Annotated in this window: 12 protein-coding genes; 9 read left to right on the forward strand and 3 right to left on the reverse strand. The window is 66.7% G+C overall.

The window, feature by feature from the left end:
- Window positions 1-214 precede the first annotated feature (214 nt).
- Both GGQ69_RS01665 and GGQ69_RS01670 read left to right on the forward strand, forming a co-directional pair.
- Entirely contained in the window at window positions 215-1,570 is a 1,356-nt protein-coding gene (locus GGQ69_RS01665) for an AAA family ATPase (RefSeq protein WP_183523755.1), read from the forward strand.
- Window positions 1,570-2,445: a DUF4435 domain-containing protein gene (locus tag GGQ69_RS01670; protein WP_183523758.1), complete on the forward strand. Its 876-nt coding sequence runs from the start codon at window positions 1,570-1,572 to the stop codon at window positions 2,443-2,445. Before GGQ69_RS01665 ends, GGQ69_RS01670 begins: the two co-directional genes overlap by 1 nt.
- 564 nt (window positions 2,446-3,009) lie before the next feature.
- Here GGQ69_RS01670 and GGQ69_RS16330 read toward each other — a convergent pair.
- Together GGQ69_RS16330 and GGQ69_RS16335 are read right to left on the reverse strand one after the other, a co-directional pair.
- Window positions 3,010-3,759: a hypothetical protein gene (locus GGQ69_RS16330; protein WP_255459386.1), complete on the reverse strand. Its 750-nt coding sequence runs from the start codon at window positions 3,757-3,759 to the stop codon at window positions 3,010-3,012.
- Between the two features lie 90 nt (window positions 3,760-3,849).
- Window positions 3,850-5,259, reverse strand: a complete 1,410-nt coding sequence (locus GGQ69_RS16335; protein ID WP_370577061.1) for a DEAD/DEAH box helicase family protein — start codon at window positions 5,257-5,259, stop codon at window positions 3,850-3,852.
- Between GGQ69_RS16335 and GGQ69_RS01680 the strand changes: the two genes are divergently transcribed.
- Window positions 5,240-5,365 carry an S-layer homology domain-containing protein gene (locus GGQ69_RS01680; RefSeq protein WP_370577159.1) on the forward strand — a complete coding sequence of 42 codons (126 nt, stop codon included), beginning with the start codon at window positions 5,240-5,242 and terminating at the stop codon, window positions 5,363-5,365. The genes GGQ69_RS16335 and GGQ69_RS01680 overlap by 20 nt on opposite strands.
- 418 nt (window positions 5,366-5,783) lie before the next feature.
- Window positions 5,784-8,369 carry a LuxR C-terminal-related transcriptional regulator gene (locus GGQ69_RS16755; protein ID WP_183523761.1) on the forward strand — a complete coding sequence of 862 codons (2,586 nt, stop codon included), beginning with the start codon at window positions 5,784-5,786 and terminating at the stop codon, window positions 8,367-8,369.
- A 33-nt stretch (window positions 8,370-8,402) separates the two neighbouring features.
- On the opposite strand, the gene GGQ69_RS01690 is transcribed toward GGQ69_RS16755, so the two are convergent.
- A complete protein-coding gene (locus tag GGQ69_RS01690; protein ID WP_183523764.1) occupies window positions 8,403-8,879 on the reverse strand; it encodes a DUF6325 family protein in 477 nt (158 codons plus the stop codon).
- Window positions 8,880-9,207: 328 nt separating this feature from the next.
- Here GGQ69_RS01690 and GGQ69_RS01695 point away from each other — a divergent pair, with 328 nt between their 5' ends.
- The 5 genes from GGQ69_RS01695 (at window position 9,208) to GGQ69_RS01715 (ending at window position 13,647) form a co-directional block, all read left to right on the forward strand.
- Window positions 9,208-9,648 carry a DUF6325 family protein gene (locus GGQ69_RS01695; RefSeq protein WP_183523767.1) on the forward strand — a complete coding sequence of 147 codons (441 nt, stop codon included), beginning with the start codon at window positions 9,208-9,210 and terminating at the stop codon, window positions 9,646-9,648.
- A 1-nt stretch (window position 9,649) separates the two neighbouring features.
- Window positions 9,650-10,027, forward strand: coding sequence for an SHOCT domain-containing protein (locus tag GGQ69_RS01700; protein WP_183523770.1), 378 nt, complete (start codon window positions 9,650-9,652; stop codon window positions 10,025-10,027).
- 175 nt (window positions 10,028-10,202) lie between these two features.
- Window positions 10,203-11,108 (forward strand): Bax inhibitor-1/YccA family protein, encoded by a 906-nt coding sequence (locus tag GGQ69_RS01705; protein ID WP_183523773.1) that lies wholly within the window; start codon window positions 10,203-10,205, stop codon window positions 11,106-11,108.
- 33 nt (window positions 11,109-11,141) lie between these two features.
- Window positions 11,142-12,092 (forward strand): aldose 1-epimerase family protein, encoded by a 951-nt coding sequence (locus GGQ69_RS01710; protein ID WP_183523777.1) that lies wholly within the window; start codon window positions 11,142-11,144, stop codon window positions 12,090-12,092.
- Between the two features lie 19 nt (window positions 12,093-12,111).
- Window positions 12,112-13,647 carry an AI-2E family transporter gene (locus GGQ69_RS01715; protein ID WP_183523780.1) on the forward strand — a complete coding sequence of 512 codons (1,536 nt, stop codon included), beginning with the start codon at window positions 12,112-12,114 and terminating at the stop codon, window positions 13,645-13,647.
- Window positions 13,648-13,711: the final 64 nt, after the last annotated feature.

Consider the following 13,711-nt stretch of genomic DNA (forward strand, 5'->3'; position numbering starts at 1 on the left):
AGCAACTAGACCCGAGCCACGGCAGTGCTGACCGGGAGCGGTCCGGCGCTGACCGAGCTCCCGCGACGGACGGCGCGATAATCTGACGAGAGTATGCAGCACGTTAACTATACGGCGGGAGATCGATGTGCTGGGCGGACCCGCTTAAGTGATGCTCTAGTCCCCACCCCGCTATATAAGCGGCATACGTCCGCAACTGTGCGACGATTCGTAGATGAGTGAGGAATCTCTTGTCATAGTGAACGCGTCTGCTTCTGGGATACTCGGAGAGTACGACCACACTCTTTCGTTCGCGTCCGAGGACGACTTTGTCATCATTTACGGGCCGAACGGTGTGGGCAAGACAAAATTTCTTGAAATCATAGACTCACTGAGCCGCCTTGATGGATACCGAATCGCCAAGCTGCCTTTCGAATCAGCCGTATTGCACTACTCGGACGCATCAAAGCTTTCTGTTGAGCGAATTCTTGAACCCGAGCAAGTAGACGACACTGGCCTTCCTGAAGTACTGGCACGATTCTCTTTGGAGCGGCCCGGCCAGGAGTCAATTACCTGGAATTACCATGACCCACTTGCGGAAGAGCTGCGTAAGCGTACGCGGTTTGAACAAATCGGCGACGAGTTGTGGCGGGACCCCATAGACGGCGAAATCGTCGAGACCGTGGAACTACGCGCACGCTACGCCCCACGGTTTAGAGGGAAAAGGCCAGAAGGGTCCGAAGTTCCATCGAAGCTTCAAAAGTTTGCCGAGCAAGTTCCTAGCTTCCTTATCGAGACCCAACGCTTGAGAGCACGTCAACTCCAGCGCGACGCTACTTCGTCCAGATACGGCCTGAGTCGCGAATCCCGATCGGCTCGCTCGAAAATCACTGAACAAGCCGAACAAATTCGCTCACTCTTGAATGACGCTCAAACCGAGCATTCGCGCATCACTCAACGGCTTGACCGCACTTTCCCGAACAGGGTCCTGCAAGCAGCACGACAGGATAGCCGTTCTGACGCGAGTTCAATCCGCGCCCGTTATGATCACCAGAACGATTTTAGAAGCCGACTCGGTCGGGTAGCATCGGTAGCTTTGCCGGAAGAACTGGCCTTGCCAGACGGGGACTTGGAACCTTGGGCCCTCGCACTTCTCGACCTCTACCTTGAAGATGCAGAACTAAAGCTCCACCCTTTTGAGGACCTTCTCGAGAAGATCGAACTCCTCGAAACCATTATTAACGACCGTCTCCTGAACAAGCATCTCGCCGTCACGGACCAAGACGGATTAACAGTTGTGCACTCAGACTCTCAGCGCTCAATTACTTTGGATTCATTGTCATCGGGTGAGCAGCACGAGATCATCCTAATGATCGACCTGCTTTTCCATGTCCCCAAGGGTGCTGTCGTATTGATCGACGAGCCGGAGATTTCCCTGCATGTTGCTTGGCAGCTTGCTTTTATTCCGGACGTCAAGAGGATAGCCGAACTCGTAGGCTTCCGATTCGTAGTTGCTACTCACTCGCCACAGATCATTAACGACGAGTGGGATAGGGCCGTGAGGCTCGGCCCGGAAGAAGCAATATTCTAATGAGGGAGTATCTCAACGAGAATACGCTTTTCAACACTGTGGCCATGACTTTGGGTGTGAGCAGCCAACTTCTACTAATCGTCGAAGGTCCGGACGACCACTTACTATTGAAGAGGTTCACCACATCCCACTTACGGCTGCTAGCAGCAACAGGAGGCCGCGAGCAGGTCTTAGGGGCAGCAAGATTGGCGCAGTCCCGCGGGCTCAAGCGTTCCGGCTACTTAGTCGATCGAGACTACGATGACTTCACCGGCGAGACCTCGACTCAGCTGGACAATGTCTTCGTGAGTGACCATCACGACTGCTTTGTCGACCTACTGGCCGTAGACCCGAAACTGCTCAAATGGGTTATTGATGTCCATACCGCTTCGGCCCGCCGGAGAGGCGGGAATGCCAGGCCCGTCCCCGATGTGGAAGTAATCGAAGCTGAAGCTTTTACTCTGGCGTCGTTCTTGTCTGCGGTTAGAATCGTCGATGCAATGAGGAGCTTGAACCTCGACTTTAAGCGATTTAGTTTCGGCGGCCTCAAGGTAAATGAGTTTGATGTATCGAAGATCGCTCACATCGTTCTGTCCCGGTCTCGCTACTCGGCTGAAGACTATGAGCTAATAGTTTCTGAGGCGACTCGGATGCACGCGCATATTTCGGGTTTACCACATCTTCCCGTTGGTGATCATGACCTGTTCGAGGCCCTTGCGAAGGTGTTGAGCAGGTATGGGGTCAAAGTGAGCGACGACAACCTCCAGCGTGGCTACATTTTAGCCGCAACCTACAACACGGTTAGTGGAACGGGGTGGTTCCGTGAGATTCAAATGTGGTGTGGTGAGTTCGGTAAACGCGGGTTTGGCGATGACCTCAACTCTCAGGTTGCATAAACAAGCAGGCTGGTGCCCACATCATCGGAATGCCATTGGGAGTGTTAGAGGAGACCGAGCAAACTGCTTTGAGCATCGGTCAGGCCAATGAGTCCGAATCAAGAGGGGCGACCTGTGCCGAACCCGGCTTTCGGGCGTCGACACTAGCAGTACTTCGGCAGACAGTTGTAGAAGTCGCCGCCGATGGTGATGGCGTTGCTATCCGCCTTGCCGATTAGGTCATTTGTGTGCGCGCTTAGTTCTGTCCGGAGTCCAGGGCGGTGACCTGATCGGTTCTGCGAGACGACTAGGAGCGACCACGGAGAGTCGGCATCTGTCCGCGCCCCTCCCGACCCCCTAGGATGGGCTGCGCCAGCTTGATCGTCAGTAGTACTCGCGGACATAACCGACGGCCTTCTCGAAGACGTCGTTGTAGCGGATCTTAAACTGAACGTACAGGGTCTGCTTTGCACCTTACGAACATCCTGGTCCCCGCGAATGGTGGATTGCCAATCTAGGAACCGGACACCGCGCACAACCTCGTCAATCCGATTCACCATGTTCTCAACGGGGTGTCCTGGGTCTTCAACGCTGAAAAGAGCTCGGTGAGCGCGCCCTATCCTCGCGCGGTACCTCGTGCATGGCCTTCTCCGCAACGACCGTGTCTCTGGCCAGCTCGAGCAGCTCCCGGAGAAAGTCGAGACTGGACTGCCGGATGTCGGCGTATTTCTCGCGCAGTTTGTTGAGCCGCTGCCCGAGCTCCACGAAGACTGGGTTGGTCAAGTGGCGGGCGATGCGGGCGGTGATCTGCTTTTCGATGTTCTGGAGAGTGACGTCCTCGGGTCGTCGGCCCGCCATCAGGTCCTCGCTCGTGACCGCGTCTAGGACCATCGTCTCGGAAGACTGCGGGACCTCAACCTGAACGTGTTCATTGATTAGGTCGATTGTTTTGCTGCCGAGAGCGTGCCAGGCCAGGCGGCCGGTGATCTCGGGGGAACGGACAGACTCGTAGACGCCCGTGAGCCACCGATAGTCATCGCGGTACTCACTCCGCATCGGATCCGGACTGAGCGTGTCCCACAGTTGGGAGACGATGCTGTAGGCCAGGCCGAAGGCATCCTTGTGGTTGGGATCTGCCAGGGCCGCCTGTTGCTGAATTAGACCCTCGTAGCCGCCGACTGTGCGGTCGACACCGGGGAAGAAGTTCAGCGCAGCGGTCATGGCTGGGACCATCTGCGCCTTGAGCTCCTCGATGTTGGAGACGACCCGCTCGACCGCCCCCTCGTCGAAGGCCAGCGACTTGGCAACGTCGTCAAAGACACCCAGGTACTCCACGATCAGTCCGTGCGTCTTGTCCGGCGGGTGCACCCGGTTGGTGCAAGTGATGGCCTGCAGGAGGGTGTGCTCCTTGATCGGCTTGTCGCGTTACTGGCATTGCAGGATGGGGGCATCGAAGCCGGTGAGGAGCTTCGCGGTGACGATGATGATCTTCAGAGGGTCATCCGGGTCGTTGAACCGGGCCAGTACCTGCTCCAGCTCGTCGGCCCCAGAGGTCCATCGTGCCCAGGACGGAGAGTCGCCGCGGGACTTCGACATCACAATCGTCGAGGCGTCCGGGCCGAGATGCTTGTCAAGCTCCTCCTTGTAAGCGCGGCAAGTGGCCTTGAACCCGGAGGGTTCCACCTTGGCCCGGAAGTGGTCGGCAATATCGGTGGCGATCTTGGCAATGCGCGTCGGGGCCTTGATGAGAACCTGAATGGAGGCGGCCTTAATCGACAGCGTCGACTTGTCGGACTCGGACAGCTCCTTATCAGTCACCAGCTCTTCGAAGGCCGTGTTGATGGCGTCCGCATCGATGTGGATCTCCGACAATCGCGGCTCGAAATGTAGGGGCAACGTGGCGCCGTCGCGAATGGAATCCTGGAACGAATACCTGGACAGGTACCCGCCTTGATCTTCGGGGGAGCCGAACCACATGAAGGTGTTGCGGTCGCGCTTGTTGATCGGGGTGCCGTCAACCCGAACAGGAACGCGATGGGCAGCGACTCCCGCATCTTGCGGCCGTAATTCCCCGTCCTGGGATCGGTGCGCCCCGTCCACCATGACAATGATGTTGTCCCTGTCGTCCAGTACACCGGAGATCTCCCCGAACTTGTGGATGGTCGTGATGACGATGCGCCGGGCACCCTGGCCGAGCAAGGACTGCAGCTGGGCGCGGGACTCGGTCGACACCAGCCCCGGCACGTCCGAGGCGTGGAAGGTACTGGTGATCTGAGTATCCAAGTCGATGCGGTCAACCACGATGCGGATCGTGGGGTTCGTCAGGGCCGCCATCGCGCGCAGTTTCAGCGCGGTGAACACCATTAGAAGCGACTTGCCGGAGCCCTGGATGTGCCAGATCAGCCTCTGCTTGACCTTCCCATGGAGCATTCGCTCGACGATGAGATTGGTCGGTTGGAACTGCCGGAACCGGGCGATGATTTTGATCTTGCGGTGCTTTTTGTCGGTTGCGTAGATCGTGAAGAACCGCAGGAAGTCCAGGACCGCCCCAGGGTTCAGGACGCCCTCGACCGCCTCTCGGCCCGCGACCAGCCCGATCTTCGCCGCGGCATCATCCTCGGATTCCTCGTCCCGCCGCGGGCCCCACAACTCTACCGGCATCCCGACCGTGCCGTAGCGAAGATCCTTGCCCTCGGTGGCGAAGGAGAAAACATCAGGCACGAAGAACTGCGGCACGCTCTTCTCGTAGTCCTCGTGTACCTGGGCAGCACCGTCGATCCAGGTATACGCAGTCAGTGGCTCCCACTGGGCGGCCATCACCTGGCTAGATGCCACCGGCCTCACCTCGGGCTACACAGACGGGTTGTTCAAGCCTGGCAAGGCCATCTCCCGGGCCGAGGTGGCCGCCTTCCTCTCCGGCTACAACCAGCTGGCGGGGTAGCGCCAGGGCACCGCCACCCACTACCCTGCCGGTCACATCGACAGGTGCGGCTGCCAGCCGGGGAATCGCACCCCTCTTCCGGGCTTTCCTCGCGTGTGGTCCGTCGGACTCCCAGGAGTGACAGATCGCCCGGGAGACTCCGTCCGCACCGTTCGGGAGGCTTATTGTGCACGCGAGCGGCCGTGCCCACATTTTGCCCACACTTTGCTCACACCTGTCCCGAATTCCACTAATCCCGCCGCATCAAAAACCGCGGAATCACACGGAAGTCAACGCCAAGGGGAGGCTGAGAGAGGTTTCGAGTCCCACCGGGGGCACCATGGTTCCGACCGTCCACGGGACCGGGCCGGTCCTGGGGCCTCCCCGAGCCGCCGCCGGGACCTCCCGGCCGGGGGCGTCCCGGCCTACACTCGGGACCGTGACCCAGGCGAACCCGCCCTCACGTCTCTCCTCCTGGGCCCGGTACCGCGCACCTGACCCGCCCGCCGGTACCATTGGCAGGCCCCGCCTGCACGCGGCCCTGGAAGCAGCGACGGCACAGCACCCGGTGACGATCGTGGCCGCACCCAGCGGCTACGGGAAGACCACCGCGGTGGCGACCTGGGCCGCCTCCCACGCCGGTGCGGTCGCCTGGCTCTCGCTCAGTTCCGCGGACAGCGACCCCTCCGCGCTCACCTCCGGCATCGTGGAATCCCTCCAGGCCTTGCCGCCGCGCGGGGTGCGCTCCTCCGGGGCCTTCTCCGGCATCGACGCCGGAGGAGGCGTCAAGGCCGTGTACCGGCAGGTCTGCCGGGCCGCCCAGGACCTGGATGAGGAGGTCTACCTGGTGATCGACGACGCCCAGCGGGCCGGTGGGGGCCTGGGCGGCGGCCTGCTGGGCCTGCTCCTGGAGAGCAGGCCGGATCCGTTGCGACTGGTCCTGGTGGGCACGTCGTTCCTCGAAGTGGCACTGTCCAGGGTCCTGCTCACCGACCCGGGGGCCCTCGTGTCCGGCGAGGACCTGGCCTTCGACGTCGAGGAGCTGTCCCGGCTGTGCGCGCACCTCGGGTCGGGGCTCGGGACCCGGGACCTGATGGAGGACTGCCAGGGCTGGCCCATCGCCACCCGCCTGGCGATCCTCGGGGGGCAGCGCCCCGCTCCAGCCGACCAGGACGCGCACACCCGGCTGGGGGACTACATCCGGGACCACGTGCTCGCGGCACTGCCCGGGCACCTGGCGTCGTTCATCATGACGGCCACCGCCTGTCCCGAGCTCACCCCGGACCTCGCCGTCGCGGTGACCGGGCGACCTGACGCGGGGACCCTGCTCGAGGACCTCGCGAGTCGCGGCATCTTCCTCCACCGCTTCGACCTGGACGGCAGGGTGGCCTACCGGTGGCACCCCGTCTTCGCCCGTCAGTGCGGACGTATCCAGTCCGCGGAGCAGGACTCACGGTGGCGGGAGGCGCACGCCCGGGCCGCCCGGTTCCTGGAGGCCACGGATCCGCTGGCATCCATGGGACACCTGGTGGCCGCCGGTGCGGTGGAGCGTGCGGTGGACACCCTGACCCGGCGGTGGGTCGGGTTGCTGGTGGACGACCAGGCCACCGCCGTGGCCCAGTGGTGTGCCGGCCTGCCGGACGGGGTGGCCGAGGACCCCCGCGTCCTGCTGGTGTGGGCCTGTGCCGAGGACATCATCGGCGAGCACCGGGTGGCCCGTACGCGCTTCGCCCGGGCCACCCGGCTGGCGGCCAGGACCGGTCCCGGTGGCAGCACCGGTCCCGGCGGCAGCACCGGTGCGGTGCTGCGCCTCGCCCGGCTCTTCCTGGTGGACGACCAGGCCGAGGCCCTGCGGGCCTGCGCGGACGGTCACGAGCTACTGGCCACCCCCCAGGCGCTGGACCGCCGGGAGCATGCCCCCGTGCTCTTCCTCCTCGGCTGGAACGCACTGCGTCTGCAGGTCCTTCCCGGCCTGGGCCAGGAGCTCCTCTCGGCAGCGGCACGGGAGGCGAGCGCACTGGGAGACCTCGCCCTGGAACGGCGCGCGCTCGGTCACCTCGCGTCCGCGGCGGCCTGGAGCGGAAACCACCGGCGGGCGCGCCAGGTGCTGGACCGGCTGGCGGCCCAGCGCGAGCCCCCGACGCTCACCGGGGCCTACTTCGGGAGCGGCGGGGGCGCCCTGGCGGCGGGCTGGCTGGCGTACTGGTCGGTGGACCACGCCACGGCGCACCGCGAGCTGCTCCGGGCGATCGAGAGCGGTGACTCGCGGATGTCCTTCACGGGCGTCGCGCGGATGGTGCTGGCGCTCAACGCCGCCGCCTCCCAGGACCCCGCGATGCGACGTCGGGCCGCAGCCGAGATCCAGGCCCTTCCCCCCGGAGACGTCCACGGCGTGGACCGGGCGGTGTTCCGGGACACCGCTGTGGCGGTCCTGGACGAGGCCGCCGGCCACCGCGTCAGGGCCGTCGCACTCGCCGAGAGGCACGCCGGGACCGCGGACCCGCCGTTCGTGGGGGTGGCCCTGTCCGGGATACTCCGGCGCGCCGGCGATCCGGCGGCCGCCCTGCACCTGCTGGCACACCACCGCTCCTCCTTCGGGATCTCCTACGTCCGGGTGGCCACCCGCGCCACCGCCGCACTCGTGCACAAGCACCGGGGCGAGCCGGACCTCGCGCACGAACTGTGCGAGTCTGCCCTGGACACAGCCACGGCGGAGGACATCCGGGTGCCCTTCTGCGACGGCGACCTGGACATGCGGCTGTTGCTCGCGGACCACCTCTCGCGCCGGACGCGGCACGAGGGCTTCATCACCGCGTGCCTGACGATGTCCCCCGCCGGTGGCGTGCTGGAGGCGCTGTCCGAGCGCGAGCGGGACGTCTTCCGGTTGCTGCAGACCTCCAGGACGGTCCGGGAGATCGCCGAGGAACTCTACGTGTCGGTGAACACGGTCAAGACCCATCAGCGTGCCATCTACCGCAAGCTCGGCGTCCAGAGCCGGCGTGAGGCCCAGAGGGTGGCTCCGTGACGGCGGGCCCGGAACGGTGACCGTCGCCGCGTCTCAGGCCGGGCCGCCGTCCGGGTCCTCGTCGTCGGTCCGCTCCTGATCGGACAGGGCCGCCTCCAGAGCGGCCTCCGCGGCCGCCGCCGGGACGTGGGCCACGGGAACGACCATCGCCCCCGGGTGCCTGAACTGGCGCTCCGGGGAGGACCAGGTGTGCTCGACGAGGATGATGGCCCAGCCGCCGGGGGTGACCATGGCCAGGACCTCCCGGATGTCCTGTTCCGTGATCATCCCCGGGACGAGGAGGTCGACGCCGGCCAGGGAGAACTCCTCGGCATCGACGTCGCTCCAGGAGACCCGGCCGTGGGCGGTGCGGCTGGCGACCACGAAGTCCAGCACCCGGACGCCTCCGGCACGGACCAATTCGCTCAGTCGCCGCAGCAGGTCCGGGTCCGGGCGGGCCTCGACGAGCCGGGCGGCGAGGAACTCCACCGGCCCCAGGGGCCCCGGCCAGGACGATGACCTCGGGACCATGGTTCTGCCTTTCTGGGGGATGCACCACGAGGGCGCGCCTCGGTGATCGCACAGAGGGTCACACGTCCCCGTACGGTCCGTCGGGGTGACTCACCTGGAACGGGCGAGCGGGCGGGTGTGGCCCCCGGCCTACGCTGCCGGTGTCCCGGCCCCGGGCCGTCCGGGCTCGCCCGGTCCGGATGAGCACCCCACCATCACCGTCCATGGGCGGGAAGCATCGAACCAGAGGACCGGTGTGCAGGGAACGCCTGCCGGCGAACGACCGTCACCGGCAGGCCAGGACACACGCCGGGGAAGAGGAACGGAAGAGGAAGAGGAAGGGAACACGATGCCTGAGTTCCGCTATGGACCCGTGGAGCTGTACCTCGTGGGGTTCGACTCGGATCGACCCGATGCCGGTACCTTCGGGGCACTGGCCGACCTGCTGGCCACCGGTGTCGTCCGGTTGCTGGACCTGGTGTTCGTCAGCAAGAGGGAGGACGGGGAGGTCGACGTCGTCGAGGTGGAGGAGGGGGAGGACCCCCTCGGACTGGCCACCGGGCCGGACCCCCTGGCCGGGGGGATCGTCGCGGACGAGGACCTGGCCGACCTCGTGGCGCCGATGGCGGCGGGGACCTCCGCGGTGGTCATGGCCATCGAGCTCACCTTCGCCAGGACCCTCACCGAGGAGCTGGCCCGGGCCGGGGGAGAGGTGCTCCGGGTCGAGCGCATCCCCGCGCCGGTAGTCAACGCGCTCGTCGACCTGTACGAACCAGTGGAAGGAAACTGACATGCCCCTCCGTCGACGTGGACGCCCTGGCATCATCGGACTCGCAGCCCGGACCGCCGTCGTGGCCGGGACCGCCTCCGCGGTCTCCGGTGGGGTCCAGGACCGCCGGGACCGACGGGCCCAGGCGCAGTTCGAACAGGACCAGTACGCGGCCGCCCAGCAGCAGGCGCAGGCCGACGCGGCCGCGGCCCAGGCCGTCGCGGCGCCGGCCCCGCCACCACAGGCCGCGCCGGCCCCGCCACCACAGGCCGCGCCCGCCGCACCGGCCGCCGGCGGGGCGGACGTGCTCGCGCAGCTGCAGCAGCTGGCCGAGCTGAAGCAGTCCGGCCTGCTCTCGGACGCGGAGTTCGCCGCCGCCAAGGCGAAGCTCCTGGGCTGAACCGGCTGAACCGGCTGACGGCGCCTTGCGCTGACAGCGGACGGACCGCGGATGCGCCCGCTGCCAGGTTGCTTTTCGGATGCGGACGGTAGACTGGATCCAGCCCCCCACGCCTGACCCGCGAGGTCAGGCCGCACCACCGTGGACCGCACGCGATCAGCAGAGGAGATGGCCAGTGGCCAACCCCGTCTTCAACAGCAAGAACTTCCAGGAACAGATGCACTCCGGTGACGGCCGGGGCGGCGCCGCGACCCGGCAGGCACCGGGCTGGTACCAGGGCGGCCCGGGCTCCCAGCAGGGCCAGGGCTGGTACGCGGGCGGACAGCAGCCGCAGTACGGCCAGCAGGCCCCCCGGACCCCGCAGTACTCCCCGGAGCAGCTGGAGCAGATGTACGCCCAGCCCGCCGCCGGCCCCGCCGACACCGGGCGGATGAGCTACAACGACGTCATCGCCAAAACCATCATCACCCTGGGCCTCGTCCTGGCCGGTGCGGTGGTCGGCTGGATGATGCCGGCCCTGATGCTCCCCGGGGCGATCGTCGGCCTCGTGCTGGGCCTGGTCAACTCCTTCAAGCGTGAGCCGTCGCCGGTCCTGATCCTCCTCTACGCCGCCGCCGAGGGCCTGTTCCTGGGCGGCATCTCCCAGGTCTTCGAGCAGATGTGGCCGGGCATCGCCGTCCAGGCCGTGCTGGCCACGTTCTGCGTGTTCGCCGTGACCCTCGCGCTGTTCGCCTCCGGGAAGTGGCGGGTCTCCGCCAAGTCCGTGAAGATCTTCATGATCGCGATGATCGGCTACGCCCTGTTCTCGCTGGTCAACCTCTTCCTGATGCTCTTCGGCGTCACCGACGCCATGTTCGGCCTGCGCGGCGAGTTCCCGCTGCTCGGCCTGGGCATCGGCGTCCTGGCCGTGTTCCTGGCGGCGTTCTCGCTGGTCATGGACTTCACCGCCATCACCGAGGGCGTCAAGGCCGGCGCCCCGCAGAAGTACTCCTGGTCCGCGGCCTTCGGCCTCACCGTCACCTTGGTGTGGCTGTACGTGGAGATCCTGCGCATCCTGGCGATCCTGCGCGGCAACGACTGACCGTCCCGGACCGCCGTCCCGACGATCCACACGATGACCGACGCATCCACGGTGGCCGCCATGCCCGCCTTCGGCGGGCCGGCGGCCACCGGCACGCAGTACGTCATTCGCCGCGGCGGGGCCGAGGCGACCGTGACCTCACTGGCCGGCGCCCTGCGCCGCTACGAGGTGGGCGGCACCGCCCTGGTGGAGACCTACGACGAGGACGAGCTTCCACCCTCCGCCTGCGGGATCCAGCTCTCCCCGTGGCCCAACCGGGTCCGGGACGGACGGTGGGAACTGGACGGGGTCACCCAGCAGCTGGACCTGACCGAGCCGTCGCGGTCCAACGCCAGCCACGGCCTGTTGCGGAACACGGCCCTGCACGCGGTCCGGTTCTCCGGGCACCGGGTGGTCCTGCGCGGTGAGATCCATCCCCAGCACGGCTACCCCTTCCGGCTCACGCACCAGGTCGACTACGCCCTGGACGACGCCGGCGCCCTCACCGTGCACCAGCAGCTCACCAACCACTCGCCCCGCCCGGCGCCGGTGGCCTTCGGCGCACACCCGTTCCTGCGGATCGGCCAGGTGCCCAGTGAGGACCTGACCCTCACGCTCTCCGCCAGCACCCGGCTGGAGTCCGACGACCGGATGATCCCCACCGGTTCCGTCGCGGTCGACGGGACCGCGACGGACTTCCGTGCCGGGCGGCGCGTCGGCACCGAGCTGCTGGACGCCGCCTTCACGGGCCTGGTGCCCGGCCAGGACGGGCTGTACCACCACGTGCTGACCGCCGCGGACGGCCGGAGCGTGGAGCTGTGGACCGAACCGGCCTACGGCTACGTGCACGTGTTCTTCACGGACAGGTTCCCCGGCCGCCACCGGGCGGTGGCGGTGGAGCCGATGACCGCTCCGGCCAACGCCCTCAACAGTGGCGAGGGCCTGGCCTGGATCGGCGCGGGTGGCCGGTTGGCAGCCGCCTGGGGCATCACCGGGCGACTGTGACCCACCAGGAGGCAAGCCCTTGAGCACCACCCCCCAGCCCACGCCCGGGAACGGGGCCGAACTGGCCGTCCCGGGGCGTGATCCCCTGCTCACGGCATCCCAGCAGGCCAACCGGGTCGCCACCGACGTCCCCTACGGACTGACGGTCGCCGCCGCCTGGTCCTGGCGCGTCCTGCTGGTGCTGGCCATGGCCGGGGCGAGCATCTGGCTGCTCAGCCACGTGTCCCTGCTGGTCATCCCGTTGATCATCGCGGCGCTGCTCGCCACGCTGCTCAATCCCGTGCACCAGCGGTTCCGCCGCTGGGGCGTGCCCACCGGCCTGTCCGTGACGGCGATCATCATCGGCTTCCTGGCAATCATCGTGGGCCTGCTGACCCTCGTCGGCCAGCAGCTGACCGTGGGCTTCACGGACATGCGCGACCAGATCATGGTCGGTGTCCAGGGCATCGTCGCCTGGCTCGCCAGCGTGGGCGTGACCACGGACCAGTGGAACGACATCTTCGCCAACCTCGGCGACACCATCCGCAACAACAGCCAGCAGATCCTCTCCGGCGCCCTGGGCTTCGGCTCCACGGCCGGCAACATCGCGGCCGGCACCGTGCTGGCCGTCTTCGCCCTGATCTTCTTCCTCTATGACGGCCAGCGGATCTGGCGGTTCTGCCTGAACTTCGTGCCCCGCCGTCACCGCGAGGCCATCGACGGGGCCGGCAAGGCCGGCTGGAACTCCCTGGGCAGTTACGTGCGGGTGCAGATCTTCGTGGCCTTCGTGGACGCGGTCGGCATCGGTACCGGCGCCTGGGTCCTGGGCGTGCCGCTGGCCCTGCCGCTGGGCGTGCTGGTGTTCTTCGGGTCCTTCATCCCGCTGGTCGGTGCCTTCCTGACCGGCGCCGTGGCGGTGCTGCTGGCCCTGGTGGCCAACGGCCCCGTCAACGCGCTGATCATGCTGGGCGTCGTGCTGCTCGTGCAGCAGATCGAGGGTAACGTCCTGCAGCCCCTCGTCATGGGCCGGGCGGTCAGCCTGCACCCGCTGGCCGTGTTCCTGGCGGTCTCGGGGGGCACGGCCGTGCTGGGGCTCGTGGGTGCCGTCTTCGCGGTCCCGCTGATGGCGTTCCTCAACGCGACCATCAAGTACTTCCACGCCCGGCCGTGGCTGGAGGGCGACCAGGAACCCAGACCGGACGTCCCGCGGGAGGGGACGCTGAAGGAGCGCGCCGCCGAGCTCGAGGGGCCGTGGGGCCGTGCCTACGAGACCATCGACGGGGTGGTGCGCAAGGCCACCGGGGGAGCCGACGGTGCCGAGGGCCGGGGCGGCACCAGCGTCACGGAACGACGCCGGGCGCGCCGTGAACTCAAGCGGTCCCAGACCCGTTCCCGCTTCCTGCCCCGGCGCTGGCGTGACCACGGCGGTGCCGGCACGGCGGACGACGACGGCCCCGACGCCGCCCGCGTGAGTCCCGACGGCGGCAATGTGCGCGGCGGGACCGGTCCGGGGGAGGACAATACGGGGATGGACCGCTCCGGCCGCCGGCCGGACCAGGACGGAGGACACCAGTGACCACGACCCCGCAGAGCCAGCGTCCGGAGCACGCCCCGGACGACGCCACCGTGCCGGCCGAGGC

It is taken from the genome of Micrococcus sp. TA1 (assembly GCF_014199555.1).
Taxonomy (GTDB): domain Bacteria; phylum Actinomycetota; class Actinomycetes; order Actinomycetales; family Micrococcaceae; genus Citricoccus.

Bases quoted from the DNA above. Each gene is read 5' to 3' on its own strand.
- GGQ69_RS01665 (WP_183523755.1), top strand. From the start codon at position 215: ATGAGTGAGGAATCTCTTGTCATAGTGAACGCGTCTGCTTCTGGGATA.
- GGQ69_RS01700 (WP_183523770.1), top strand. From the start codon at position 9,650: ATGCCCCTCCGTCGACGTGGACGCCCTGGCATCATCGGACTCGCAGCC.
- GGQ69_RS01670 (WP_183523758.1), top strand. From the start codon at position 1,570: ATGAGGGAGTATCTCAACGAGAATACGCTTTTCAACACTGTGGCCATG.
- GGQ69_RS01710 (WP_183523777.1), top strand. From the start codon at position 11,142: ATGACCGACGCATCCACGGTGGCCGCCATGCCCGCCTTCGGCGGGCCG.
- GGQ69_RS01690 (WP_183523764.1), bottom strand. From the start codon at position 8,879: ATGGTCCCGAGGTCATCGTCCTGGCCGGGGCCCCTGGGGCCGGTGGAG.
- GGQ69_RS01695 (WP_183523767.1), top strand. From the start codon at position 9,208: ATGCCTGAGTTCCGCTATGGACCCGTGGAGCTGTACCTCGTGGGGTTC.